This window comes from Synechococcus sp. CS-1333 (genome assembly GCF_025128015.1).
Lineage (GTDB): Bacteria > Cyanobacteriota > Cyanobacteriia > PCC-6307 > Cyanobiaceae > MW101C3.
This window is the reverse complement of the sequence record NZ_JAHLYO010000008.1, coordinates 14477-38563: the sequence shown is the minus strand read 5'-3', so window position 1 is coordinate 38563 and position 24087 is coordinate 14477. Positions and strand designations below refer to the sequence as shown.

23 protein-coding genes are annotated in these 24087 nt (G+C 68.3%); 8 read left to right on the top strand and 15 right to left on the bottom strand.

The window, feature by feature from the left end; all coding sequences use genetic code 11:
- Positions 1–9 precede the first annotated feature (9 nt).
- The 3 genes from KQ303_RS01090 to KQ303_RS01080 all read right to left on the bottom strand — a co-directional run bounded on the left by KQ303_RS01090 (position 10) and on the right by KQ303_RS01080 (position 3145).
- Entirely contained in the window at positions 10–1029 is a 1020-nt protein-coding gene (locus tag KQ303_RS01090; RefSeq protein ID WP_255099786.1) for an ABC transporter ATP-binding protein, read from the bottom strand.
- Between the two features lie 75 nt (positions 1030–1104).
- Positions 1105–2193 carry a heme o synthase gene (locus tag KQ303_RS01085; protein ID WP_259728805.1) on the bottom strand — a complete coding sequence of 363 codons (1089 nt, stop codon included), beginning with the start codon at positions 2191–2193 and terminating at the stop codon, positions 1105–1107.
- Entirely contained in the window at positions 2186–3145 is a 960-nt protein-coding gene (locus KQ303_RS01080; protein ID WP_259728804.1) for a heme A synthase, read from the bottom strand. The genes KQ303_RS01085 and KQ303_RS01080 overlap by 8 nt, the downstream gene beginning before the upstream one ends.
- 174 nt (positions 3146–3319) lie before the next feature.
- On the opposite strand from KQ303_RS01080, the gene KQ303_RS01075 reads away from it, so the two are divergent.
- From KQ303_RS01075 to KQ303_RS01060, 4 genes are all read left to right on the top strand, one after another.
- A complete protein-coding gene (locus KQ303_RS01075) occupies positions 3320–4237 on the top strand; it encodes a cytochrome c oxidase subunit II (protein WP_259728803.1) in 918 nt (305 codons plus the stop codon).
- A 133-nt stretch (positions 4238–4370) separates the two neighbouring features.
- Complete coding sequence (gene ctaD, locus KQ303_RS01070) at positions 4371–6041, top strand: cytochrome c oxidase subunit I (RefSeq protein WP_094510305.1); 1671 nt, start codon at positions 4371–4373, stop codon at positions 6039–6041.
- A 203-nt stretch (positions 6042–6244) separates the two neighbouring features.
- On the top strand, positions 6245–6859 hold the full coding sequence (locus KQ303_RS01065; RefSeq protein ID WP_399220083.1) for a cytochrome c oxidase subunit 3: 615 nt from the start codon (positions 6245–6247) through the stop codon (positions 6857–6859).
- 109 nt (positions 6860–6968) lie between these two features.
- Positions 6969–7328 carry an AbrB family transcriptional regulator gene (locus KQ303_RS01060; RefSeq protein WP_259728802.1) on the top strand — a complete coding sequence of 120 codons (360 nt, stop codon included), beginning with the start codon at positions 6969–6971 and terminating at the stop codon, positions 7326–7328.
- 70 nt (positions 7329–7398) lie between these two features.
- Here the strand turns inward: KQ303_RS01060 and KQ303_RS01055 are convergent, their stop codons facing one another.
- Complete coding sequence (locus KQ303_RS01055; RefSeq protein ID WP_399232536.1) at positions 7399–8079, bottom strand: HdeD family acid-resistance protein; 681 nt, start codon at positions 8077–8079, stop codon at positions 7399–7401.
- 118 nt (positions 8080–8197) lie between these two features.
- On the bottom strand, positions 8198–8866 hold the full coding sequence (locus tag KQ303_RS01050; RefSeq protein ID WP_259728801.1) for a riboflavin synthase: 669 nt from the start codon (positions 8864–8866) through the stop codon (positions 8198–8200).
- 54 nt (positions 8867–8920) lie between these two features.
- Between KQ303_RS01050 and KQ303_RS01045 the strand changes: the two genes are divergently transcribed.
- Positions 8921–9538, top strand: coding sequence for a bifunctional nuclease family protein (locus KQ303_RS01045; protein ID WP_259728914.1), 618 nt, complete (start codon positions 8921–8923; stop codon positions 9536–9538).
- A 58-nt stretch (positions 9539–9596) separates the two neighbouring features.
- Positions 9597–10658, top strand: a complete 1062-nt coding sequence (locus KQ303_RS01040; protein ID WP_259728800.1) for an aldo/keto reductase — start codon at positions 9597–9599, stop codon at positions 10656–10658.
- A gap of 25 nt (positions 10659–10683) precedes the next feature.
- Here the strand turns inward: KQ303_RS01040 and KQ303_RS01035 are convergent, their stop codons facing one another.
- The 5 genes from KQ303_RS01035 to topA form a co-directional block, all read right to left on the bottom strand.
- A complete protein-coding gene (locus tag KQ303_RS01035) occupies positions 10684–11787 on the bottom strand; it encodes a hypothetical protein (RefSeq protein WP_259728799.1) in 1104 nt (367 codons plus the stop codon).
- Between the two features lie 9 nt (positions 11788–11796).
- Positions 11797–12942: a nicotinate mononucleotide-dependent phosphoribosyltransferase CobT gene (cobT, locus tag KQ303_RS01030; protein WP_259728798.1), complete on the bottom strand. Its 1146-nt coding sequence runs from the start codon at positions 12940–12942 to the stop codon at positions 11797–11799.
- 119 nt (positions 12943–13061) lie between these two features.
- Positions 13062–13715: a DUF2232 domain-containing protein gene (locus KQ303_RS01025; protein WP_255099777.1), complete on the bottom strand. Its 654-nt coding sequence runs from the start codon at positions 13713–13715 to the stop codon at positions 13062–13064.
- A 9-nt stretch (positions 13716–13724) separates the two neighbouring features.
- Entirely contained in the window at positions 13725–14345 is a 621-nt protein-coding gene (locus KQ303_RS01020) for a hypothetical protein (protein WP_259728797.1), read from the bottom strand.
- On the bottom strand, positions 14345–17152 hold the full coding sequence (gene topA, locus KQ303_RS01015) for a type I DNA topoisomerase (protein WP_259728796.1): 2808 nt from the start codon (positions 17150–17152) through the stop codon (positions 14345–14347). Before topA ends, KQ303_RS01020 begins: the two co-directional genes overlap by 1 nt.
- A 9-nt stretch (positions 17153–17161) precedes the next feature.
- Here topA and KQ303_RS01010 point away from each other — a divergent pair, with 9 nt between their 5' ends.
- Together KQ303_RS01010 and KQ303_RS01005 are read left to right on the top strand one after the other, a co-directional pair.
- Positions 17162–18916, top strand: a complete 1755-nt coding sequence (locus KQ303_RS01010) for an NAD(P)H-quinone oxidoreductase subunit N (protein ID WP_399221197.1) — start codon at positions 17162–17164, stop codon at positions 18914–18916.
- A complete protein-coding gene (locus tag KQ303_RS01005; protein WP_259728795.1) occupies positions 18913–19635 on the top strand; it encodes an ABC transporter ATP-binding protein in 723 nt (240 codons plus the stop codon). Before KQ303_RS01010 ends, KQ303_RS01005 begins: the two co-directional genes overlap by 4 nt.
- On the opposite strand, the gene KQ303_RS01000 is transcribed toward KQ303_RS01005, so the two are convergent.
- The 5 genes from KQ303_RS01000 to KQ303_RS00980 all read right to left on the bottom strand — a co-directional run bounded on the left by KQ303_RS01000 (position 19632) and on the right by KQ303_RS00980 (position 24007).
- Positions 19632–20777 (bottom strand): M23 family metallopeptidase, encoded by a 1146-nt coding sequence (locus KQ303_RS01000; RefSeq protein ID WP_259728794.1) that lies wholly within the window; start codon positions 20775–20777, stop codon positions 19632–19634. The genes KQ303_RS01005 and KQ303_RS01000 overlap by 4 nt on opposite strands.
- Before the next feature lie 50 nt (positions 20778–20827).
- Positions 20828–21607 (bottom strand): biotin--[acetyl-CoA-carboxylase] ligase, encoded by a 780-nt coding sequence (locus KQ303_RS00995; protein ID WP_259728793.1) that lies wholly within the window; start codon positions 21605–21607, stop codon positions 20828–20830.
- Between the two features lie 28 nt (positions 21608–21635).
- Entirely contained in the window at positions 21636–22850 is a 1215-nt protein-coding gene (locus KQ303_RS00990) for an aminotransferase class I/II-fold pyridoxal phosphate-dependent enzyme (RefSeq protein WP_259728792.1), read from the bottom strand.
- Positions 22837–23157 carry a thioredoxin gene (trxA, locus tag KQ303_RS00985; RefSeq protein WP_255099767.1) on the bottom strand — a complete coding sequence of 107 codons (321 nt, stop codon included), beginning with the start codon at positions 23155–23157 and terminating at the stop codon, positions 22837–22839. Before trxA ends, KQ303_RS00990 begins: the two co-directional genes overlap by 14 nt.
- Positions 23158–23233: 76 nt before the next feature.
- A complete protein-coding gene (locus KQ303_RS00980; RefSeq protein ID WP_094510320.1) occupies positions 23234–24007 on the bottom strand; it encodes a PspA/IM30 family protein in 774 nt (257 codons plus the stop codon).
- Positions 24008–24087: the final 80 nt, after the last annotated feature.

The following is a 24087-nucleotide window of genomic DNA, read 5'->3' as shown; positions in this document are numbered from 1 at the left end:
GGTGGCGGGTCAGCGCATGGCCTGTTTGCGCTCGGCTTTGGCATCCCGGCTGCCGGCGACCGCCAGCTCTGCGTCCATCAGGGTGCGGCCGGTGGCCTGCAGATACACATCATCAAGACTGGCCTGGCTCTGGGCCAGCGAGAAGACGGGCAGTTCGGCGGCCTCCAGCTGGCGGCGCAACTGCTCGATCACGGCCTGGTGTTCCACCACCAGGTTCAGCGAGTGGCCCTGGGCCCGGTTCACCACCACCTGCCGCACGCCGGGACAGGCCTGAAGCAGCTCACTGACGTGGCCGGCTTCGTTCTCGTCGCTGAATTCACGCACGCGCAGGGTGACCCGGTCGCCGCCCAGGGCCTCCTTGAGCGAGCTGGGGCTGCCTTCGGCGATCACGCGGCCGCCGTCGATGATGGCGAGACGATCGGCGAGCGCATCCACTTCCTCCAGGTAGTGGCTGCTCAGCAGCACGGTGGTGCCGGCCTGACGCAGCTCACGCAGCACCTGCCAGATGGCAGCGCGGCTTTCGATGTCAAGGCCCACCGTGGGTTCGTCGAGCACGAGCAGCTCGGGGCTGTGCAGCAGGCCGCAGGCCAGATCGAGGCGTCGACGCATCCCGCCTGAGTAGGAGCCGCAGCGCCGGTCGATCCAGTCGCCCATGCCCATGCGCTCCACCAGTTCCTCGATGCGAGGAGCGAGCAGGCGGGCGGGCTGGTGGTAAAGCGCCCCCTGAAGCTGGAGCAGCTCCCGGCCGGTGAGGATCTTGTCGATCGCCACTTCCTGGGCCACGTAGCCCAGCAGTTCCCGCACCTGGCGCGGTTCCTTGAGCGCGTCGTGGCCCGCCACGATCACCCTGCCGCTGTCGGGGGCCAGCAGGGTGCACAGAATGCGCAGGGCGGTGGTCTTGCCGGCTCCGTTCGGACCCAGCAAGCCGTAGAGGCACCCCCGCGGCACACTCAGATCGAGCGACTGGAGGGCCTCCACCGGTCCATAGCGTTTGGTGAGTTGCTGCAGCTCAATCACCGCGTCTGGCACCGCTGAGCAGGCTTGCGCCCGTTGGAAAGGAGAACCAATCTAGAAAGGAGCCCCATCAAGCGGCTCTGGTGAGGATCAGCGGCTGCCTACAACATTCAGGAGCGGCAAGCCGCTCAGCTGCGGAAATCCCAGGGGTGCGAACCCGCGCAGGCCGTTGAACACAGGCAGCCCGTCCATACCGGTCGCCCAGCCGATCAGGTCACCGGCCTGATGAGAGAAGGCAGCCGCAGCCGGTAGCCGGCAGATCAGCAGCAGCAGGCAGATGCCGAACAAGTAAAGGATCGACCAACGGAACAGGCCCTTGGCCCGCACAGGGTCGTCGGGTGAGGCTGCCAGGGACCGGCCCATCTGCAACAGGCGGCTGTTGAAGGGCAGCAGCAGCAGGCCATAGAGCAGCCCTCCACTGGGCAGGGCCACGACGCCGAGGGCACTCACCAGCACCGTGGCGCGGGCGTAGTGCACGATCGCTTCAGCGGTGACCTGGGAGCCCTTGACCACCGGCAGCATCGGGATGCCCACAGAGCGGTAGTCCTCGCGCAGCAGCAGGGCCAGGGCCCAGAAATGCGCGGGGGTCCAGAGCATCACCAGGCTGAACAGCCACCAGCTGCTCAGGCCCAGGTGGCCGGTGGCGGCCGCGGCGCCCACCAGGGGAGGGATGGCCCCGGCCACGCCGCCGATCACGATGTTCTGGGAGGTGCGCGGCTTGAGCAGGGCGGTATAGAGCAGCACATAGCTGCAGAGACCCAGCAGGGAGAGCCCGGCGGCCAGGCAGTTCACGCCGCTCACCAGCAGGGCGGCCGCCACGCACGTGAGCGAGACAGCCACCGAGAAGGCAGTGGCGGGAGAGAGTCGGCCGGAGGGCAGGGCCCGGCCGCTGGTCCGGACCATGCGGCCATCGAGGTCCTGCTCCCAGAGGCAATTGAGAACGCCGGCAGCGGCAGCGGCCAGGGCACCACCGCCCAGCGTGCAGGCCAGGCGCGGGGCCGGCAGCGGCCAACCCTCCGACAGGGCCATGCCGCCGAGGGTTGTGGCCAGCAGCAGCGGGATCAGCCGCGGCTTGGCGATCTCCAGCCAGGCCGGCAGTTTGACCTTGGCGCGGGAGGGAACGGCCTCACTGCGGGGGAGCGTGGGGGAGGCGCCGCTCCCTGCGGTGGCGCTAACCATGACAACTCTCCAGGGTGGAAGAACGAAGCGTTTGGACCGCCGCAGGCTGGGCTGGGGCCAGGCTCCAGTTGCGCACCGCCAGGGCAGTGAGCAGACCCAGCAGCAGGGCGGCCGTGATCTGGTGCCCGACCGTGATGAGCGGGACGGCGAGCGACAGACGCAGGGTGAGCACCCCGAGCATCACCTGCACAACGACAAGCAGAACCCCACCGAGGGCAAAGGGCCAGCTGCGCCGGCGGGTGGCAGGCGTGAGCAGGGTGACGCTGCAGCAAAGCACCACCACCAGTGCCACCGGCGCCGCCAACTGGCGGTGGGTGGCCAGGAGGCTGCAGGCTTCGCCGCTGCTGAGGCAACGGCCTGAGGCCCACTGGGTGGCCATGAGCGCTCCGGAAATCGCCTGAGCAAACACCGCCAGAGCGGCCATCGCCGTGGCCGCACCTGCAGCGCGGACGAAGAGGAGAGCAGGAGGGGTGACGGCTGTGCCGACCGTGATGGGGTTGGCCCCCGGGAAGGAGGGCTTGGGGATCAGGCCCTGGTGGACGCCGCTGAGCAGGGCCACCAGCACCAGGGCGGTGCCGAGATGGGCCGTCACCACATCGAATCGAAGCAACTGGGTGACGGTGAGCGCGCCCAGCAGGCCCTGAACGGCAACCAGCAGCAGCGCGGCGCCGCTGGCCCAGGGAAGCCACGCCGGCAGCGCCAGGCGCCGCAGCACGCTCCAGCCAGCGAGCACCAGCAGAGCCATCCCCACCAGAAAGGCATCAAGGCGGTGAAACCACTCCAGAAACACCTGGAGGTTCATGCGTCCGCCCGGCAGAAAGCTGCCATAACAAAGTGGCCAGTCAGGGCAGGCCAAACCGGCCTCCATCACCCTGGTGGCGCCTCCGATCGCCACCAGGGCCACCAGGGCTACGACCAGGTGAGAAGTGAGAAAGAGCAAACTTCGCCTCATGGCGATCAAGTTAGCCATCACTTCTGAAGCTTCGAGACCCGGTGTGGTGGAGTCGCAACAGTGGGGGTCTGTGTTGAATTCCTGACGCCTCATTGCGTTTGTTTCGCTGTTCTCACGTTGGCCAAGCGCCCCTGTGGCGGCTCCCCATAGGGTGGTGAAAGCCTGGCTTGCTCCGTGCCGATTCCTTCAACCATCGTCACCCTGGTGGTGGGGATGCTGCTTGTCCTCGTTGGCCTCTGGGTTGGTCAGAACGTCAACCTGCTGCCGGTTGCCGCCAGCTCCAACGCCCCCCTCTACGACCAGCTCTTCACCGTGCTGTTCGTGATTGGAACCATACTTTTCCTCGGTATTCTCGGACTACTTCTGTATAGCTTGATTCGTTTTCGCCGCAAGGACGGCGATCTCGGCGATGGGGTCGCGGTGGAAGGAAATCTCCAGCTTGAGATCTTCTGGACGGCCGTTCCCGCCGTGGTGGTCCTGTTTGTGGGCATCTACAGCTACGACATCTATGACCGCATGGGCGGGATGATTCCTCTCAGCGACCCCCACGCCATGCACAGCGGCATGGCGATGCAAACCGCCTCGCCTGCCTCCAGCGATCCGATGCCACCGGGCATGGTGATGGCGGCGAACGTGCCTTCTGCGGCAGAAGGCGTGGAGGCTCGCACCTGGGGCGGCATCGGTGGTTCGCCCGGCAGCAGCAGCGGCGCCTTGCCCGTTGACGTCACCGCCCTTCAGTTCGCCTTTCTGTTCCACTATCCCCAGGGTGATTTCATCAGCGGCGAGCTGCATGTGAAAGAGGGGCAACAGGTGGAGTTACGCATGGAGGCCCGTGATGTGATCCATGCCTTCTGGGTGCCGGAATTCCGCCTCAAGCAGGACGTGATTCCAGGCCAACCCACGATCCTCACCTTCACGCCTACCCGCGCTGGCAGCTATCCGATCGTGTGCGCCGAGTTGTGCGGCCCTTATCACGGCGGCATGCGCTCCACCGTGGTGGTGCATGAGCCCGATGCCTTTGACGCCTGGCTGGATCAGAACCGTCCTGCCACCGTGGCCAGTGCCGTGCCGGGGCCATCAGCGACCGGTTGAGCGCTGGCGCCACCCCGGTTCAGCCCCCAGGCTTCCGGCTCCTCCCTTTACCTGCTGACGCTGAATCCCCTCCTTTCTGGCTTCTCCCCAGCTCACCCGTCTTCCGCTTCCCCTCCACGCGCTCCCTCGTCCGATGACCCTGGCCCTGCCGCCCACCACCAGCTCAGCTCCGCCGAGCCTCCAGCCCGAGGGTTGGCTTCGGTATCTGAGTTTCAGCCTGGATCACAAGGTGATCGGTCTCCAGTACCTGGTCACAGGATTCCTCTTCTATTTCATCGGCGGCGCCTTGGCCGGCATGATCCGCATTGAGCTGGTCAGTCCGATGTCGGACTTTCTTCAGCGGGACACTTACAACGAGGTGCTCACCCTGCACGGCACGGTGATGATCTTCCTCTGGATCGTGCCTGTCGTGAACGGGGCCTTCGGCAATTACCTCATCCCCTTTTATGTGGGCGCCAGGGACATGGCCTTCCCTCGGCTCAACGCGGTGGCCTTCTGGTTGATCCCCCCCGCGGGCATCCTGCTGATCGCCAGCTACTTCATTGCCGGCGCCTCTCAATCAGGTTGGACGGCTTATCCACCCCTGAGCCTCACCACTCCGGCAGCCGGGCAGGTGGTGTGGATTCTGAGTGTGCTGTTGCTGGGGGGCAGCTCAATCTTCGGCGGCATCAACTTCATTGCCACCGTGCTGAAGATGCGCCGGCCCGGCCTGAAGATGATGCAGCTGCCGATGTACTGCTGGGCCATGCTCGGCACCAGCTTTCTGGTGGTGCTGGCCACGCCGGTGCTGGCCGGAACCTTGGTGCTCCTCAGCTTCGACATCCTCGCCCACACTGGCTTCTTCAATCCCGCCCTGGGCGGCAATGCGGTGGTGTACCAGCATCTCTTCTGGTTCTATTCACACCCGGCCGTTTACATCATGGTGCTGCCGGCTTTTGGCCTGGTCAGTGAGATTCTGCCGGTTCATGCCCGCAAGCCCCTGTTCGGCTACACCACCATGGTGTATTCGATCCTAGGCATCGTGTTTCTCGGACTGATCGTGTGGGCTCACCACATGTTCACCAGTGCAACACCGCCCTGGATGCGCCTGTTCTTCACGATCGCCACGGCCTTCATCGCCGTGCCAACCGGCATCAAGTTCTTCAACTGGCTGGCCACCCTGTGGGGCGGCAAGATCGCCCTCAACAGCGCCATGCTGTTCTCCTGTGCTTTCATCGTTCACTTCGTGTTCGGGGGCATCACCGGGGTGGCCCTGGCCCAGGTTCCCTTTGATATCCACGTCCACGACACCTACTTCGTGGTGGCCCACTTCCATTACATCGTCTATGGCGGCACGGTGTTCGTAGTGTTTGCCTCTCTCTACCACTGGTATCCGAAGTTCACTGGCCGCATGCTCAATGAAGATCTGGGCCGGCTGCATTTCCTGCTCACCTTCGTGGGCTTCAACCTCTGTTTTGCGCCCCAGCACTGGCTGGGCCTGAACGGCATGCCCCGCCGCGTCGCTGAATACGACCCCCAGTTCACCCTCGTGAATCAGATCAGCAGTGTGGGGGCTCTGCTGATGGCGATCAGCACCCTGCCCCTGCTGATCAACGTGATCTGGAGCGCCTTCCGTGGTCCCGTGGCCGGCGACAACCCCTGGAACGCACTCACCCCCGAGTGGCTCACCAGCTCGCCGCCCCCGGTGGAGAACTGGAAGGGTCCGGCCCCCCTTGTCACCCATCCCTACGGCTATGGCGTTCCCGAAGGGCAGATTGATCTGAAGGGAGCGTCTGGCAGGGAACTCTGGACCTCAGGCAGCTGATGGATGACCAGTTCACGCTTCTGCCGCACAGGACCGGCCCGCCTTCCCCCGGCTCACGTTCATCCCGGTCACCGGTGGCTGTAGCCCTCACCGACCAGCTGCCTTTGATCCCCAGCCCGCCTCCTGTTCACTGATCTCCAGCTGCTCATCTCCGTTTTTCCCCTCCCATCCGTTACGGCCACCGCCCCCACGCCTTTTCCCCGATGACCATCCTCTCCCCCAGCACCGATTCGCTGCCGGCCGTTGCTGGAGCTGCAGCACCGGTTCTTGAAGAGGGGCACGGCGATTACCGCATGTTCGGGCTGGCCACCTTCCTGCTGGCCGATGGCATGACCTTCGCCGGCTTCTTCGCCGCTTATCTCACCTTTCGGGCTGTCAATCCGCTGCCGGCCGGTGCGGTGTATGAGCTGGAGCTGATCCTGCCCACGATCAACACCGCCCTGCTGGTGCTGAGCAGCTTCACCTTCCACCGCGCGGCCTCCGAGCTGAAGCAGGAGCGCATGGGCCGCTGCCGCTGGTGGCTGCTGGTGACGGCGAGCCTGGGCTTCGCCTTTCTCGGCGGGCAGATGGTGGAGTATTTCTCCCTGCCTTTCGGCCTCACCGACAACCTCTACGCCAGCACCTTCTACGCGCTCACCGGGTTTCACGGCCTGCACGTGTGTCTGGGGGCCCTGATGATCATGATTGTTTGGTGGCAGGCGCGGCAGCCCGGCCGCTTCACCCCCAGCGAGCACTTCGGCCTGGCGGCTGCGGAGCTCTACTGGCATTTCGTCGACGTGATCTGGTTGATTCTCTTCGGAATTCTCTATCTGCTGTAATCGGCCCTTGCCGGATCACCAATCCAATCGGCAGAATTGTTGTCTGTCAGGCCCGTTCATCTTGAACTATCAAGTCACGCCGAGCCTCAGCTCCAACGGCAGACCCCCGATGCTGGTTGGCGATGCTCTGCTCGAGAAGGCCCGTTCGCTCAGCAGCCGCTCCGAAGACGAGATCGCCCGTGGCTGCGGCTATGTCTCCCCTGCCGGCCGTTTGCTGAAGAAGAGCTTCTACAAGGCCCTGGTGGATGCGAAGGGCTACAGAATTTCCAGTGATTCCGCTGCCCACGCGGCCGCCAGAGGGCGACAGGCCGAGTTCCGCACCCGCGTGCATGGCAACGGCAACCTGCTGATCGGCAACGCCTACACCCGCCGCATGGGGCTCACCCCCGGGCAGGAATTCAGGATCCAGATCCATCAGGAAACCGGCTCCATCTGGCTGCTGCCACTGCAGGAGGAGGCCTCGGCCTGAGCCGGGCCGTGCACGTCGGCCGTCAGGGGTGAGCCGCACTCGGCCGCCGGCCTGAGCCGCGCGCTTGGCTTCAGGATTCCTGACCGTCTGCAGGCCTGCCATCGGCAGGCTTTCTGTCTGCGGGAAGGCCATCCGCAGGCTGGGCGTGAAAGCTGGTGCTGAAGCCGATCAGATCGATGCCGCTGAACAGGAAGCTCACTCCCACCAGCACACCGATCACCGACAGCTGATTCCAGAACTTCATCGTCAGGATCAGCACGCCGAGCAGCAGGGTGACGGCCCCATTGGCCAGGCCCCAACCCCAGCCGCGGGCAGCCCGGTGCGCCAGTGCCACCAGGATCGCCACCAGGCCTTCGATCACGAACACCACGCCGATCGCCAGCGCAAAGGCCGCCACCTGGGCGGCGGCACTGGGAAAACCGGCGCGGAACTGCTGGATCATCCAGGCGCCCGTCACCACGAACAGGGTGGACACCACCAGCCGCCAGAAGGTGTGCGAGCGGCTCAGGTGTGGCGACCGGGCCAGGTTGTCGATCCAGCTCACGATTCCCCCCACCAGGAAGGCCACCGCCACGATCGCGGTGACCCACAAGGAGGCCACCACTGGAAAGATCAGCGCCAGCACCCCCAGCACGATCATCAGCACCCCTTCCGCCAGCGTGAAGCTGCGCAGCGCGGCGATGCGGCGGGGGTCGAACCGGGGCGTCAGGCCCCCAGGCGCTTCAGCAGCGGCTGTGTCTTGAGGCGCCATGGCTCGCAAGGGCGTGCGGGGAGAACCGAGCCGCCGCCCTCGGCGCGGTCTCTTCAACCCTAGGCCGGGTTCCCAGGGCAGCCCGCGGCGGGGGAGCCCGATGAAGGCGGTGGCGGAGTCAGCCCCAGCCGTGCTGCGCCAGCCAGTCGCGCTCCAGCTGCGGGCTGCGGCCAGCCGTGGCGGCGGGCGACGCTGCGCCGGCCGCCAGCAGCCGCTCGGTGTACTTGGCGAGCAGATCGGCTTCGAGGTTCACCCGGTCACCCACACGCCGCAGCTTCAAGGTGGTGACCTCCCAGGTGTGGGGAATCACCGCCATCCAGAAGCGTTCCCCCTGGGGGCTGCAGCCCGCCACGGTGAGGCTGATGCCATCGATGCCCACACTCGCCTTGTCGCAGACATAGCGGCCGTAGCTGGGATCCAGCCAGCGCAGCTCCAGTCGCCAGGACTCCCCCTGTCGGGCCACGCCCACCACCTCGCCCAGGCCGTCCACATGGCCGCTCACCAGGTGACCGCCGAGCCGGTCGCTCAGCCGCAGGGCCGGCTCCAGATTCACGGCCGCGCCCACCGCCGCCTTGGCCGCCAGGGTGCTGCGGCTCAGGGTCTCGTCGCTGACGTCGGCGCGAAAGCTGCGGCCGTCGGGGTGCAGCTCGGAGATCGTCAGGCACACCCCATCGACCGCGATGCTGTCGCCGAGGGCCAGGGGCTGCAGGTGCTCCACGCCTTCCACCAGCACCCCCCGGGGGTGGCGCCTGAGCTGCCCCACGGCCCGGACCAGACCGGTGAACATTCGCGGTCTCGCAGGCCTGGCCATAATCGGATATCGGGCGTGCGTGGCACAACCATGGTGGAAATGTGTGTGGCCGGGATCGCCCTGGACGCGGCCAGCCGGAGTCCGATCGTGTTGCTCAGGGACCCGAACGGCCGGCGTCAGGTGCCGATCTGGATCGACCAATCCCAGGCCCAGAACATCCTGGCCGGCATGGGTGATCACCAACCGCCCCGCCCGCTCAGCCATGACCTGATGGCCAACCTGATGGCGGTGGGAGGCGTGCAGCTGGAGCGGGTGATCATCCACACGATCGAAGACAACACCTTCCGGGCTGTGTTGAAGCTCACCGACAACGAAGGGGAGCCCAGTGAGCTGGATTGCCGGCCCAGTGATGCCATTGCCCTGGCACTGCGTACCGGCAGCGGCATCTGGATGCTGGAGGAGGTGGTGGCCGAAGCCTCGATCCCCGTGGATGCCGAAGCCGACGCCGAGGACCAGGAGGATTTCCGCCGCTTCCTGGATCAGGTGAGCCCGGCGGAGCTGATCCGCAACGTGCGCCGTGCCCAGCAGGAGGGCTATGGCGAAAGCGGCGGTGGCACCGACCCCCCTCCGACCGTTCCAGGCATGGGGCCGGCCGGCCCCGCAGGCAGCGGACCCAAGCCCAGCGGGCCTGACGGTGTTCCCAGCTGAAGCCTGCCGCCGCCCCTTCGGACGGGGCCCGGCCGTTTCGCTGTTCACCCTCGGCACCATGCGCGCGGTCGATTCGGCCGCCCAGATGGGCGCAGTGGTGGAAGCGGCTCTGGTGGCGGGCATCAACCACCTGGAAACCGCCCCCGCCTACGGCCCGGCGGAGGCCCACCTGGGCGCCGCCCTGCGGCAGCTCGCCATCCCGAGGGAGCGGCTGTTGCTCACCAGCAAGCTCCTGCCGGGGGTGGATCTGGCCACAGGCCAGGTCCAGCTGCGGGCCTCGCTGCAGCGGCTGGGGCTGGCCCGTCTCGACAACCTGGCGGTGCACGGTATCAACCGGCCGGAGCATCTCGAGTGGGCCCTGCAGGGGGATGGGGCCGCCCTGCTCCGCTGGGCGCAGGCCGAAGGGCTGGTGGGGCAGGTGGGGTTCAGCAGCCACGGCAGCACAGATCTGATCGAGCGGGCCCTGGCCAGTGGCCGTTTCGGCTTCTGCAGCCTGCATCTGCATCTGTTCGATCAGGAGCGCCTGCCCCTGGCCCGCCAGGCCCTCGCCGCCGGCATTGGCGTGATGGCAATCTCCCCCGCCGACAAGGGGGGGCGGCTGTACGACCCACCCCCCGAGCTGGTGGAGGACTGCGCGCCCTTCGCGCCTTTGCAGCTCGCTTATCGCTTTCTGCTGGCCGCCGGTGTGTCCACGCTCACCCTCGGCGCCGCCCGGCCGGAGGATCTCGCTTGGGCCGTGGCCCTGGCCGGCGCCGATGGACCGCTCAGCGCAGCAGAGCAGGCGGCGCTGGCACGGCTGGCGGAGGCGGGCCGTGGTCGTCTGGGGGAGGGGGCCTGCGGCCAGTGCCGCGCTTGCCTGCCCTGCCCGAGCGGGGTGCCGATTCCGGCGCTGCTGCGCCTGCGCAACCTGGCTCTCGGTCATGGCATGACCCCCTTCGCCAGCGAGCGCTACAACCTGATCGGCAGGGCCGGCCACTGGTGGGAGGCGCTCGATGCCTCCGCCTGCCAGCAGTGCGGAGTCTGCCTGCCCCGCTGTCCCCACGGCCTGCCGATCCCGGACCTGCTGGCGGCCACCCATCAACTCCTCGCCGCGCCACCACGGCGGCGGCTGTGGGGCTGAAGGGCAGGGGGGTGGGCCTGCCGGCTCAGGCGGCTGCGTCCCAGAGGCTCTGGTAACGCTGCCGTTCGGCGCTGCTCAGCGGCGGCAGGCTGGTGCAGCGCGCGAGCACCGAATCGTCGGGGTAGAGGAGGCGCGCCACGTGCTCGGGCCATGACGCCAGGGCGGCCTGCAGCAGCTGGCGCTTCACTGGCGGCACCCAGCCGGCCGCCAGCAGGCGATCGAGCGTGGGCCGCTCCATGCAGCGGGCGATCCAGGCGAGCGGAGCTGGTTCACGGCTGCGGCGCGGCCGCAGCAAGAGGTTCCACCAGAGTGGTGAGCCGCTGGCCGGCAACAGGGCGGTGAGCCTGGCATCGCTGCGCAGCAGTGGCAGCACCCGCTGGCTGGGCAACACGGCCGCCTCGGCATCGCCGCTCAGCAGCAGGTTGAGGCCATTCTTCTCGTCGAAGGCGAGGGCCTGCTCCCGCAGGCGCTTGAGCTGGCCGGGCAACGCCGCCGCTGCCAGGCGATCAACGCCGGCGGCAGTGGCGCCGGGGCTGAGGGTGCGCAGCGCCAGCTCGATCACGACGCGGGGGCTGGAGGGAAGCACGAGCTGACGGTGCAGGCTCGGATCGAGCAGCAGGTTCCAGCCCTCTGCGCTGCGGCGGCTCAGGTCGGTGCGGTTGCGTAGCACCAGCACCCAGGTGCCGAAGGCCCACGGATAGGCGATCGGCGCCGCTGCCGCCGCTGCGGCGGAGTCTTCGGGCGCCGCCACAGGATTCCGGAACCCATCGCGCACCGCCGCGCTGAACGGAGCCAGCTGCTCGAACATGGCAGTAGCGGTGCTGCTGGCGCTGAACGGCTGCAGGGCGTCAGCTTTCAGGGCGCCGAGCCAGCCATCGGAGAGCTGCAGCAGATCGGCATCGCTGTGCTGCGCGAGCACCGCCTCGGGGCCCTCCAGCGCCTTGCCTCGCCACGGGGAGGGAAGCTGCTTGCCCCAGGCGGCGGGCAGCTGGCCGCGGCTGTACAGGAGGGTGGCTGAAGAGGACGCGCCACGGGCGCAACCCGCCAGCCAGCCGCTGCCGACCAGAACGCCGGCCTGCAGCAGGTGGCGGCGGCTGAAGCGGGCGGGAAGGGGAGGGCGTTCCTGCATGGTTGGACCCTAGAGGGAGGCGATCAGGCGCTCCTGGGCCCGGTCGCAGTCGGCAGCCAGGTCGGCGGGGCTGCGGCCGCTCCACTCCCACAGCAGCGCCAGGCCGCCGGCGCCCACCCCTTCCTTGACATACCCGCGCTCGTAGTCCTGCAGGGCCGGGCTGCGGCAGTTGCTGAAGCAAAGCTCCGTGGCGAAGCTGGCCGGTGCCGCCACTTGCCAGCGGTCTGCCACGCGCTGCAGCAGCAGCGCCAGATCGCTGCTGCGTTCCCGCGCCACCCAGCCGGTAGTGCCCAGGGCCGTTGCCGCCACCAGTCGGCCCCGCAGCGGTGCATCGGCCAGGGCCAGGGCCAGGGCCAGCACCGCCGCCATCTGGCTGCCACCGGCCAGCAGCACCGGCCAGCTTCCTTCGGCCGCCGCCAGCAGCACCCCCGCCGCCAGCGGTTGCATCGGGTCCCCCACCGCTGCCACTACCCGCACGGGATCTGGTTCCCCGGCGCTGGCTCCGGCCAGGCCCGCTGCCCGCAGCCCCTGGTCCACCAGGGCAGCCTTGAGGTCGTGGGCTGGGCTGCGCAGGCTTCCGCTCACCAGCCCGCCGGCCGCCACGCCCAGACCGGTGAGCACCGCCTGGGCGGTGCTGGTGCCGCCCGGCACGCATTCGGCCAGCACCAGCGGCGGGAGCTGCGGGGCCGTCCGCCAACGCTCCTGCCAGCTCTGCGCCCAGCGGCGCCCCAGCGCCAGCAGTGCCCGCACCCGCTCTTCGCCCATGGCACGGCCGCTGCTGAGGCAGAGCGCTGGCTGCTGCCCCAGGCAGATGTGGGGCACCGCCGGTGCCACTGGACAGCCCAGGTCGACCACCAGGGGCGTGAGCTGCAGCCCCTGCATCACCACATGGGAGATCAGCGCCGGACTGACGCCCGCCGGCAGGGGGGGCAGGGCATGGGGCCGGGCTGTGCCAGGGCCCAGCAGCAGCAGTTCAGCATCGGCGGCGGCCGTGCGGCGACGGGAGTCCGGGGTGGCTCCGGCTGCGGAGATGCCCGGCACGGCGGCAGTGTCGGTGCCGGCCAGCAGCAGCAGCACCAGCGCGTCCTGCCAGCCGGCGGTCATCTGCATGGTCCAGCGATCGGCTTGAGCAGCGTCGCCCGTCAGCTGCAGCACGGTGGGCCTCCAGGCAAGGGCCTCAACACCATGGGCCTCCAGGTAAGCGCCTCACTGCAGGCCTGCAGGCCGCTGTCTCAGCCCGGGCCTGCTGGCACGCGCATGGGTCGACCACCAGCTCAGAGAGGGTCAAGGGCCACCAGGGCCCGCAGGGCTTCGGGCGGTTCGGGGATCGGCGCCTGCAACCGGGGAAAGATCCAGTAGGCCACCGCGTGCAAGGCCAGCACGTAGATCAGGTTCTGAACCACCACCAACCCCAGGGCCAGGGCCTGCACCTGCAGCAGGTCGGGGCCACCACCCAGGTTCAGCAGGGCGCTAATGCGCTCCAGCAGCCCGGCGGCGGCGGCCGTGATCAACACCCACAGGTTTTCGCCCACCAGCACCGACAGCACGGTGACCCGCACCAGGAAGCCGCCCGCACCGATCACCAGCCCCACGCCCCAGGTGAGCCACCAGCTCCAGTTGCTGCGCCAACCCCAGCCGAGCCAGAGCGCCAGCGCTCCGTAGGGGAAGAGCACCAGCGGCCCGCGGATCGGGCCCATCAAAGCCACCAGCAGCAGGGAGGCCACCACCATCCCTTCCCAGCCGCAGCGCCAGCCCTGGCGGAGCAGCAGCAGGGCGATCGGCAGGGGGAGAGCCAGGCGGAACAGGGCGCCCCCCACCGGCAGGTAATAGAGGCCTGCCCAGAGCAGGGCGGTGGCGGCAGCCATGTAGGCGGTTTCCACCAGCTGAAGGGCCTGGCGCCGACTGAGGCGGTGGGGGGAAGGGGGCATGGCGGCGGCTCAGCGTGGCGCCGGCGCCGGCGTGGCCTTCGGCGCTGCCGCGCCGGTTTCCGGCGTTGGGATCCGCTCGATGGTCTCCACCTCAAAGCGCAGGCCGGCGGCCCGCAGTGCCTCGGTGACCGCTTCGGCAGGGGCGGAAGGATCGGCGCCGGGCAGCTTCAGAGTGATCCTGTAGGGCACAGCGGCGGCCGGTGCCTGTCCTTGTCTCCCAGCGGCTCGGTTACCCGCGCTGGGGCCGCCGGTGGGGCTGCGGGCGGCATCGCCTGCCTGTCCTGCGGCGCGGCCAGGGACCGCCGGCGTGGGGGAGAGTGACTGTGTTGCTGGCGACGCGCCCGGGGCGGCGGTGGCCGGCGTGGCAGTGCCGGGGGAAGCCGTGGCCGCGGTGGTGGCGTTCGCGCCTGTGGCCGGTGTGGTGGGATTCGAGCCTGTGGGGGAAATGGCGGTGCCGGAAGAGGCACCCGGCCGGGCGTCACCGGAGGCGGGGGATGTGGTGGCGGCCGGTGGCGCCGGAGCATCGAACCCGGCCGCCAGCTGCTGGCCGAAGGGCGTGCCGGCACAGCCGGCCAGTGTGAGCAGCAGCGACGCCAGCAGGAGCAGGGGGCGGCGGGGGTAGTGGCCCATCAGCCGGAGGCGGCCTTGATGATCCGCACGGCGCTGGCGCGTGGACGTCCAGTCTTGGTGGTGGCCGGCGGCTTGGCTTTGGCGGTTCCGCTGGCAGCCTTGGCCTCCGCCGCGCCGCTCCTGCTGCTCGCTGCCGAAGTGCCGGTGGCCTTGCGGCTGCTGGTGGTCTTGGTGGCGGCTGGCTTGGTTCCGGTGGTCTTGGCAGCGGCTGTCTTGGCGGCGGAGCGGGCGGCGGGCTTGCGGGTCTTGGCCTTGCCGCTGGCGGCCTTCGCGGCCAGAAGCTCAACGGCCTGCTCGATCGTGATTGTGTCCGCCGTGGCGCCCTCCGGCAGCGAGGCGTTCACCTTGCCCTGCTTCACGTAGAGGCCATAGGGACCGTCGAACACCTGGATGGTTTCCTCGTCCCCCTCAGGGATGCCCAGGTCCTTCAGGGCCGTGCGGCCGCCCCGGCCCCGCTTGGGGGTGGCCAGCAGCTCGATGGCGCGCGACAACCCCACCAGCAGCACGTCGTCTTCTGCCTTGAGCGAGCGGTAGTCCTTTTCTCCCTTCGCCTTGTCGTGCACCACGTAGGGACCGAAGCGGCCCAGGCCGGCCTGAATCCGTCCACCATCGGGGTGCTCGCCCAGCAGCCGCGGCAAACGCAGCAGGCCAAGGGCATCATCGAGGCTGAGATCCTCCGGCTTGACGCCCTTGGGCAGGGAGGCCCGCTTCGGTTTGGGGTTCTCCTCGCTCACCTGCCCCCGTTGCAGGTAGGGGCCGTACTGGCCGAACAGCAGGTAGATCGCATCGCCGGTTTCGGGGTCTTCCCCCAGTGATTCAGGCCCCTCGGTTTTCTGGCGCAGGATCTGTTCGGCATGCTCGGCATCGAGCTCGGCCGGGGTGATCTCCTGGGGCAGGGTGGCCTTCACCAGCTCCTCGCTGCCGTCGTCCGCGACCCGCTTCGACTCCAGGTAGGCGCCGAAGCGCCCGATCCGCACCACGCAGGGGAGACCCTCCATCACGATCGTGCGTGAGGCAGTGGGGTCAATGTCGCCCTCGCGCTGCTGCACCTGGGCTTCGAGCCCCTTCTCCCCCTTGAAGAAGCTGTTCAGATAGGGGAGCCACTGAACCTTGCCGTGGGAAATCTCATCGAGTGTGTTCTCCATCCGCGCGGTGAAGCTGGTGTCCACCAGGTCGGGGAAGTGCTCCTCCAGCAAGGCGGTCACCGCGAAGGCGGTGAAGCTGGGGGTGAGCGCGTTGCCGGCGAGGGTGGCGTAGCCGCGGTCGGTGATCGTGCCGATGATGCTGGCGTAGGTGGACGGCCTGCCGATTCCTTCCTTCTCCAGCATCTTCACCAGTGCCGCTTCGCTGTAGCGGGCCGGCGGCTGGGTCTGGTGGCCGAGCGCCTCCACTGCCTTGCAGACCGGTGCATCGCCCACCGCCAGGGCGGGCAGCAGCAGTTCCTGCCCCTCCAGCGCCGCGTCGGGATCGTCGCTGCCCTCCACATAGGCGCGGAAGAAACCGGCAAAATCGATGCGCTTGCCGCTGGCCCGGAAGCGGGCGTCCCCGGCGACGATCTCCACCGCCAGCATCGTGAGCCGTGCATCGGCCATCTGGCTGGCCACGGTGCGTTTCCAGATCAGCTCGTAAAGGGCGAGATCCTTGCCGTCGAGACCGGTGTCCTTGGGGGTGCGGAAGCGTTCACCGGAGGGGCGGATCGCCTCGTGGGCCTCCTGGGCGTTGCGGCTCTTGGTGCTGAACTGCCGCGGGGCGGGGCTTAGGAAGCTGTCGCCGTACTTCTCAGCCACACAGGCACGGGCGGCGCTGATCGCCTGCTCGGAGAGGTGCACCGAGTCGGTGCGCATGTAGGTGATGAAGCCGCGCTCATAGAGGGCCTGGGCCGTGCGCATGGTTTCGCGGGCCGAGAGCCGCAGCTTGCGGTTGGCTTCCTGCTGCAGGGTGCTGGTGGTGAAGGGCGGCACGGGCTTGCGCACCGTGGGTTTCTCCTCCACCTGCTCCACCCGCCAGGGCAGGGCCAGCACGCTTTCGCGCAGGGCGCGCGCTTCGCTCTCCGCCAGCAGCTTCACTGTGCTGCCGGGCTTGAGCCCCCCGGTGCTTTCGTCGAAGTCGCTGCCCTGGGCGATGCGCTCGCCGGCGAGGTGGGTGAGCTTGGCTTCGAACCGGCCGCCCGGCTGCTCCAGCTCGGCCTTGAGGTCCCAGTAGCTGCCGCTGCGGAAGGCCCGCCGGGCACGCTCCCGCTGCACCAACAGCCGCACCGCCACCGATTGCACCCTGCCGGCAGAAAGCCCCCAGGCCACTTTTTTCCACAGCAGCGGTGAGAGGGTGTAGCCCACCAGCCGGTCGAGGATCCGTCGCGTTTCCTGGGCGTGCACCAACTCCATGTCGAGTTCGCGCGTCTGGTCGAGGGCGCGGTGGATGGCGTCCTTGGTGATCTCGTGGAACACCATCCGCTTGACCGGCACCTTGGGGCTGAGCAGCTCCAGCAAGTGCCAGCTGATGCTTTCGCCTTCCCGGTCTTCATCCGTGGCCAGGAGCAGCTGGTCGGCGCCCTTCAGCGCGTCCTTCAGCTCCTTCACCACCTTCTTTTTGTCTTTCGGCACCACGTAGAGCGGCGCGAAATCCTCGCTGGTGTTGACGCCCAGGTTCGCCCACTTCTCGCCCTTGTAGGCGGCGGGAATCTCGCTGGCGTTGTTGGGCAGGTCACGGACGTGCCCCATCGACGCCTCCACCCGGAACTCCTTCGGCAGGAAGGCGCGGATGGTGCGGGCCTTGGTGGGGCTCTCGACGATGACCAGGGTGTGCGCCACAGGCAGGCGATGAACCGGTTCCCTCTTTATCGCATCGGCGGCCCGCCCCGCCTGAGAATGATCGGCGCCGCCGCTACAGTCCGCTCGACAAGGCGATCGTTTGAAGCCGACATGGATCTGTTTGGCGCCCTTCCCGCCCTGACGGAACTGCCCCACCTGGCCGTCGCCTCCCTGGCCACAGCGCCCGCGATCGGCCTGGGAATCACAGCCGCCCAGCTCAATTCCGGCGCCATTGCGCCCGAGGCTGCCATCCTCATCGCCCTGCTGATCTGCCTGCTGGTTGATCTGGCCGGCGAGGAAGCGGCGATCCGCTGGGTGCCGCCGATCTGTTACGCCGGCCTGGGCACGGCTCTGGTGCTCCTGGCTCTGCAGTGGAACGCGCCGCTGGAGCCTTCGTTCCTTGGCTCGTTCCTGGCGGACGATCTGGCGGTGGCTTTCCGCGCCGTGGTGGCAGCCTCCACCTTGCTCTCGCTGATGATCAGCTGGCGCTACGTGGAGCGTTCTGGCAGCCCGGTTGGCGAATACGCCGCGATCCTGCTGGCGGCCACGCTCGGCGCCATGTTCCTGTGCGGCTCCACCGATCTGGTCAGCATCTTCGTGTCGCTGGAAACCCTTTCGGTGTCCAGCTACCTCCTTTCGGGCTACATGAAGCGGGATGCCCGTTCCGGCGAGGCAGCGCTCAAATATCTGCTGGTGGGTTCCGCCGCCGCTGCGGTCTTTCTCTACGGCGCCTCCCTGCTCTACGGCCTCACTGGCGGCTCCACCGGCCTTGACGCTGTCGGACTTGCCCTTCAGACCAGTGCCACGCCGGTCACGGCATTGGCGCTGGTGTTCGTGCTGGCCACCGTGGCCTTCAAGATCGCTGCGGTGCCCTTCCACCAGTGGACCCCGGACGTCTACGAGGGGTCGCCCACCCCGGTGGTGGCGTTCCTTTCCGTGGGCTCCAAGGCCGCCGGCTTCGCCTTGGCCCTGCGCTTGCTGGTGGGCTGCTTCGACACCTTCGACACGCAGTGGAAGCTGCTGTTCACCGTGCTGGCGGTGCTGAGCATGACCCTGGGCAACGTGGTGGCCCTGGCCCAGACCACCATGAAGCGGATGCTGGCCTACAGCTCGATCGGCCAGGCCGGCTTCGTGATGATCGGCCTGGTGTGCGGCACCGAAGACGGCTATGCCGCCATGGTGCTCTACATGGCGGCCTACCTGTTCATGAACCTGGGCGCCTTCGCCTGCATCATCCTGTTCTCGCTGCGCACCGGCAGCGACCGCATTTCCGATTACGCCGGCCTTTATCAGAAAGATCCACTGATCACGCTCGGTCTCAGTCTCTGCCTGCTGTCGCTGGGGGGAATCCCGCCGATGCTCGGCTTCTTCGGCAAGATCTATCTGTTCTTTGCCGGTTGGGCCGACCACCAGTATCTGCTGGTGGTGGTTGGCTTGATCACGTCCGTGGTGTCGATCTACTACTACATCTCGGTGATCAAGATGATGGTGGTGAAGGAGCCGCAGGAAGCCTCTGATGTGGTGAAGGCCTACCCGGCGATCACCTGGAATCTGGCTGGCATGGGCACCCTGCGCACCGCCCTGGTGGCCTGCGTGCTGATCACGGCGGTGGGCGGTGTGCTCTCCAATCCGCTATTCAGCTGGGCGAATGAGGCCGTCACCGGCACGCCGATGCTGCAGCAGTCGATTGCCTCTTCCGCCGCCCGTGAAGCCACCGCCATCGCCGTGGCCCCCGTTCCTCCAACGCCTGCCCTGCTGGGATGACGCTCACCGCCCCGGCGGAGCTCTCACGGCCCCGGGCCCATGAGCCTGTGGCCGTCCTTGATCGCGTGAGCAAGGTGTACGGCTCAGGCGACACCGAGGTGCGTGCCCTTGATGAACTCAGCCTCACGGTGATGGAGGGCGACTATCTCGCCGTGATGGGAGCTTCCGGTTCAGGCAAAAGCACGGCGATGAACATCATCGGCTGCCTTGATCGTCCCACGTTTGGCCATTACCGGCTCAGCGGATCGGCGGTGGAGGATCTCGACGACGACGAGCTGGCCGATCTTCGCAACCGCAAGCTGGGTTTCGTGTTCCAGCAGTTTCATCTGCTGGCCCACATGAGCGCAATCGACAACGTGATGTTGCCGATGATCTACGCCGGCATCCCCGCCGAGCAGCGCCGGAACCTGGGCATTGAAGCCCTTGAACGTGTCGGGCTCGGCCATCGCCTGCAGAACAAACCGAACCAACTCTCCGGCGGCCAGCAGCAGCGTGTGGCGATCGCGCGGGCGATCATCAACCGGCCGGCCCTGCTGCTGGCCGACGAACCGACAGGGGCACTGGATTCCCAGACCACTCAGGAGGTGCTGGAGATCTTTGATCAGCTGCATCAGGAGGGGATGACCGTGGTGATGGTCACCCACGAAGACGACGTGGCTGCGCGTGCCGATCGCATCGTGCACTTCCGTGATGGCCGCCTTGATGACGCCTTCCCTTAGCCAGGCCCGCTTGCGCTGGCGGTGGCCGGTGCGCTGGGCCGCTCGAGCGTTTCCAGCAACTGGCCCATCAGCAGGGCGATTGCGTCACTGCCGCCCAGCAGCTGACGGCCCGGGTCGAATTCTCCAGGCTCCACCGCCACCCAGCCGCCATTGGCAGGCTGGCGCAACTCGAAGTGAAGATGAGGGCCGGTGCTCAGCCCGGTGCTGCCGACCCGGCCGATCACTTCGCCCTGGGCCACCCACTCCCCTTCTTTGACGAACAGCTCGGAGAGGTGGCCGTAGAGGGTGCGGCGAAGGGGACGCTCATGCTCCACCTCCACCGCCAGGCCGTAGCCGCCGGCCAGGCCACTGCTCACCACTCGCCCGGCCAGGGCCGCCACCACTGGGGTGCCCTCCGGCGCCGCCAGATCCCGGCCCGCATGCATCAGCCAGCTACCGATCACCGGGTGCAGCCGCCAGCCGAATTCGCTAGTAGTGACAGCCGAGCCGATCAGCGGAAACAGCAGGCTGCGGTTGCCGTTGCCCAGGAGCGGCGCAGGCCTGGGGGTGATGCGGAACACGCTGGCAAGGCTGAAGTTGCCCCCCTGGCCGGCCAGCAGTGCCGACACGGGCACGGTGATCGGAGGCAGCGGCATGGATCCGGGCCCGCCGCTGGCATAGGTGCCATCGGGGAGCAGCCCGCCGGAGCCGGTGACAGAATCACTTCCAGGCCAGCTCACCACCACGCCGCGGCATTCGGAGGGGGAGAGGGCGCCCTCGCTGCAAGCCTGGCGATGGGCCGGCATGTTTTCAGGTCGCACCACGGCGCCGAGGCGTGCCCGCCGCCGTTCGGCCGGTGTCACCACTCCCTCACGCTCGAAGCGATCCAGCACCTGGTCAAAGGAGAGGGCTGGGGTCTGGGAACGCTGCAGGCTGGGTCGTAGCGGCTGGGGGGAGGTGTCGCTGGAGCCTGCCTGGGGTACCAGGGGCGGGGCTGGCGGCGTGAGCGCCTGGGGCACCGCCGGCGGGGGGGGTGCGGGAAGGGGCGCAGCAGGAGCTGTGGGCGCTGGTGCGATGGCGGCTGGGGCACCGGCCGCGGCATCGCGCAGCTCGGCGAGGGCGAGCGGCGCTCCGATCACAGAGGCCAGTCCGATCGCGAGCACGGGCAGATGACGAAGGCGGTTCACACCAGGTGGCAAAATGCGACTTCAGCTTAGGCAACCTGGGGCGACAGTTCTGCGAAGCGGCGGCGCAAGATAGTGGACTCCGCGCCACGTCGCAGTTCCAAGCCGCCGTCGCGGGCCAGCCCGGCCACCATCCAGGTCTCTCCCTGCCACAGCAAGGGTTGACCGCGGCCATGCAGTCGCCTGTCGGCTTCTTGCCACACCCGCTCCGGTTCAACGGCCGCCGCCACGGCCCAGTCAAGCGCCAGCAGCACCCGGGCCGCCAGGCGGATGGCATCGGCTCCCTGCCGTCGAGCCTGGCCGCTGAGCGCCAGCGCCTGGCCCACGTTGATCGCCCCAGCCGGTACAGGGTTCTCCCCGTTGAGGCCGATGCCCACCCGGGCCGCCTGGATGCGGCTTCCGCGCAGGCGCAGCCGTGGCAGCAGTCCCGCCACCTTGCAGTTGTGCAGCAGCAGATCGTTCGGCCATTTCAGCGTGGGCGCCAGCCCTAGCGCCTCCAGCTGCAGCGCCAGACCCACGGCCGCCGCCATGGCGAGGGAAGCCCCCTGAGGCGGCCACGGCAGCGCCGCACTCAACCAGACCCCACCGTGGGGCGAGACCCACGGGCGACCCTGCTGGCCATGGCCGAAGCGCTGCCGCTGCGCCAGCAGTGCCAGTGGCCCGGAGCCCCACCCTGCCTTTCGTTGATCGAGCAGCCGTTCCGTGCTCCCGCATACCGGCACCATCGCCAGCCTCCAGGGCAGAGGTGGCGCGAGGTACCCCTCCCGCAGCAGCAGCTCGCGTCGGGCAGCGGCGATGCGGCCGATCATGGGCCGGTGCGGCCAGCCAGCGACCACCTCACCCGGAGAAGGAACGCAGCCAGTTCCCGATTCGCACCGCGCCGGCCTCCAGCTCCGCCGCCGGATGCACCAGCGCCAGCCGCACCCACCCCTCGCCGCCGTCGCCGAAGCCGTTGCCCGGGGTGAGCGCCACACCGCTGCCCTTCAGCAGGGCCGCGCAGAAGGCTTCCGAGCCCATGGCGCGGGCCACGGGCGGCAGCTCCAGCCAGAGGTAGAGGGCCATGGAGGGCCGCTGCACCGGCCAGCCCTGGGCCTCGAGCGCCCCCATCATGCGGTCGCGGCGCTCCCGGTAGGTGGCACGCAGTTGCTGCGGCCACTGCGGCGCCTGCTCCAGGGCGGCGATCGCCCCGGCCTGCAAAGCCAGCGACTGGTTGAAGTCGACCACGCCTTTCACCTGGCGCAGGGCGGTGATCAAGGGGGCGGCACCGATCGCGAAGGCGAGCCGGAAGCCGCCCAGGCACCAGCTCTTGGAGAGCGAGAAGAATTCGATCCCGCACTGGCGCCAGTGAGGACTGCGCAGCAAGGCGGGCGCTTCGCCCTCTAAGGCCAGGTCCACGTAGGGGTTGTCGTGGGCGAACACGAAGCCGTGCTGCACGGCTCGTGCGGCCGCTTCCTCCAGCCAGGCCTGTTCGCCCGTGGTGGCGGTGGGGTTGTGCGGATAGCCAAGCACCATCAGCTTGAGCTGCTCCCACTGTGTGGAGGGCACCTGCTCGAACGGCGGCCGCCAGCCCTGCTCGGCCTGCAGGGGCAGCAGCAGGGAGCGCGCGCCTGCCAGCTCCAGGCCGCCGCGGTGGGAGGGGTAGAAGGGATCCAGCAGCAGGGCACGGTCGCCCGGGTCAAGCACAGCCAGGGGCAGGTGGGCGGTGCCTTCCTGCGAGCCCACCAGCAGCAGCACTTCGCTGTCGGGATCGACGGCCACATCGAAGCGGCGCCGGGCCCAGGCGGCAGCCGCCTCCCGGAACGGACGCGTGGAAGCGTGCAGGCAGTAAGAGGAGCTGCCCGGCTCGGTGAGTGCCGCCGCCATGGCCGCCAGCGCCTGCGGCGGCGGCGGCAGATCGGTGGAGCCGAGCGAGAGATCCAGCAGCGGCGCGGGGCTGCTGCTGGGATCGGCAGCGCTCAAGGCGCTGCAGTATTGCCGGTAGTCGGATTTGCGTTGATCGTTGCGGGCGAAGACTCCGCTGCCCAGGCGGGCGACCCGCTCAGAGATGGGCATCAAGGAAGGCGTTGAGCTGTGGACGGGCCATCGCCCCTTCATGGCGGGCCACTTCTTCGCCGCCCTTGAACAGGATCAAGGTGGGTAGCCCCTGGATCTTCAGGGCATCGCGCACGCTGGGGTTGCCATCGGCCTCCAGCTTGCCCACCTCCAGGCGCCCGGCGTAATCGCTGGCGGCCGCCTCCATCAGCGGCGCCATCAGGCGGCAGGGGCCACACCAACTGGCCCAGACGTCGACCAGTACCGCGCCGGGCCGCTCAAGCACGTCAGAGGCGAAGTTCGCGTCGGTGAACTGGGCAACGGCCACGGGAGGGAACGAGCAGGGATCGGGAGAGTCCAAGTCTAGGAATCCCCTGGCGGGGATCCTGCCGCACCGCCGGAGCTCAGAGCTTGTCGATTGAGCGCTTGAGCTCTTCGAGCTCGGCATCCACTTCCGCGGCCTTCACGGGTTCCAGCAGGGGGGTGGGACTGTCGGCGGCCAGAAGGGGGGTGGCGGCAGGGCCGCCTTCAAGCCGGTTCTTGAGAGCGGCCAGCTCGTCGTCCACCTCGCTGCCCTCCAGGGAGGCGAACTGGCTTTCCAGGTCGGCGCCGGCCAGCTCGGCCGCGGCCTGGCTGCGGGCCTCCTGCTGCAGCACCTTCTCCTCCATCTGCTCGAAGGCGGCCATGGCGGAGTTGGTGCCCAACCCGCTGACGGCGCTCTGCAACTGCTCCTGGGCCTGCGCCGCCTGGGAGCGGGCCTTGAGCATGTCTTTCTTGGTCTTGGCCTCGGCGATCTTGCCTTCCAGTGCCAGCAGACTCTTCTTCAGCGCGTCGACCTGGCCTGCCTGGCTGGAGAGCTGGTTGTTGAGCGCGGTGGCGGTGTCCTGATAGGTCTTGCGGCGGCTGAGCGCTTCGCGCGCCAGATCCTCCTCGCCTTTCTTGAGCGCCAGCTCGGCCCGCTCGTACCAGGTTTTGCTCTGGGCTTCCGCCTGCTGCGCCTGATTCTGGATGCGCTTCTGGCTGGCGATCGCGGTGGCCACGGCCGTGCGCAGCTTCACCAGGTCGGACTGCATGTCCGCGACCGACTGATCCAGGATCTTGCCCGGATCCTCCGCCTTGCTGACCAGATCGTTGAGGTTGGCCCGCAGCAGGCGGCTGAGCCGATCGAAGAAGCCCATGGATCATGGAGGGGGCACGTCCGAGGGTAGCGGTGGCGGGCGGCCCTGGCTCCGCCGGTTGCCCGCACCTAACCTGGCCC

Coding starts and splice junctions, on each gene's coding strand:
- KQ303_RS01085 (WP_259728805.1), bottom strand. CDS start 2,193: ATGGTTAGCGCCACCGCAGGGAGCGGCGCCTCCCCCACGCTCCCCCGC.
- KQ303_RS01080 (WP_259728804.1), bottom strand. CDS start 3,145: ATGAGGCGAAGTTTGCTCTTTCTCACTTCTCACCTGGTCGTAGCCCTG.
- ctaD (WP_094510305.1), top strand. CDS start 4,371: ATGACCCTGGCCCTGCCGCCCACCACCAGCTCAGCTCCGCCGAGCCTC.
- KQ303_RS01065 (WP_399220083.1), top strand. CDS start 6,245: ATGACCATCCTCTCCCCCAGCACCGATTCGCTGCCGGCCGTTGCTGGA.
- KQ303_RS01060 (WP_259728802.1), top strand. CDS start 6,969: ATGCTGGTTGGCGATGCTCTGCTCGAGAAGGCCCGTTCGCTCAGCAGC.
- KQ303_RS01055 (WP_399232536.1), bottom strand. CDS start 8,079: ATGGCGCCTCAAGACACAGCCGCTGCTGAAGCGCCTGGGGGCCTGACG.
- KQ303_RS01050 (WP_259728801.1), bottom strand. CDS start 8,866: ATGTTCACCGGTCTGGTCCGGGCCGTGGGGCAGCTCAGGCGCCACCCC.
- KQ303_RS01045 (WP_259728914.1), top strand. CDS start 8,921: ATGGTGGAAATGTGTGTGGCCGGGATCGCCCTGGACGCGGCCAGCCGG.
- KQ303_RS01040 (WP_259728800.1), top strand. CDS start 9,597: ATGCGCGCGGTCGATTCGGCCGCCCAGATGGGCGCAGTGGTGGAAGCG.
- KQ303_RS01035 (WP_259728799.1), bottom strand. CDS start 11,787: ATGCAGGAACGCCCTCCCCTTCCCGCCCGCTTCAGCCGCCGCCACCTG.
- KQ303_RS01025 (WP_255099777.1), bottom strand. CDS start 13,715: ATGCCCCCTTCCCCCCACCGCCTCAGTCGGCGCCAGGCCCTTCAGCTG.
- KQ303_RS01020 (WP_259728797.1), bottom strand. CDS start 14,345: ATGGGCCACTACCCCCGCCGCCCCCTGCTCCTGCTGGCGTCGCTGCTG.
- KQ303_RS01010 (WP_399221197.1), top strand. CDS start 17,162: ATGAACCGGTTCCCTCTTTATCGCATCGGCGGCCCGCCCCGCCTGAGA.
- KQ303_RS01005 (WP_259728795.1), top strand. CDS start 18,913: ATGACGCTCACCGCCCCGGCGGAGCTCTCACGGCCCCGGGCCCATGAG.
- KQ303_RS00995 (WP_259728793.1), bottom strand. CDS start 21,607: ATGATCGGCCGCATCGCCGCTGCCCGACGCGAGCTGCTGCTGCGGGAG.
- KQ303_RS00990 (WP_259728792.1), bottom strand. CDS start 22,850: ATGCCCATCTCTGAGCGGGTCGCCCGCCTGGGCAGCGGAGTCTTCGCC.
- KQ303_RS00980 (WP_094510320.1), bottom strand. CDS start 24,007: ATGGGCTTCTTCGATCGGCTCAGCCGCCTGCTGCGGGCCAACCTCAAC.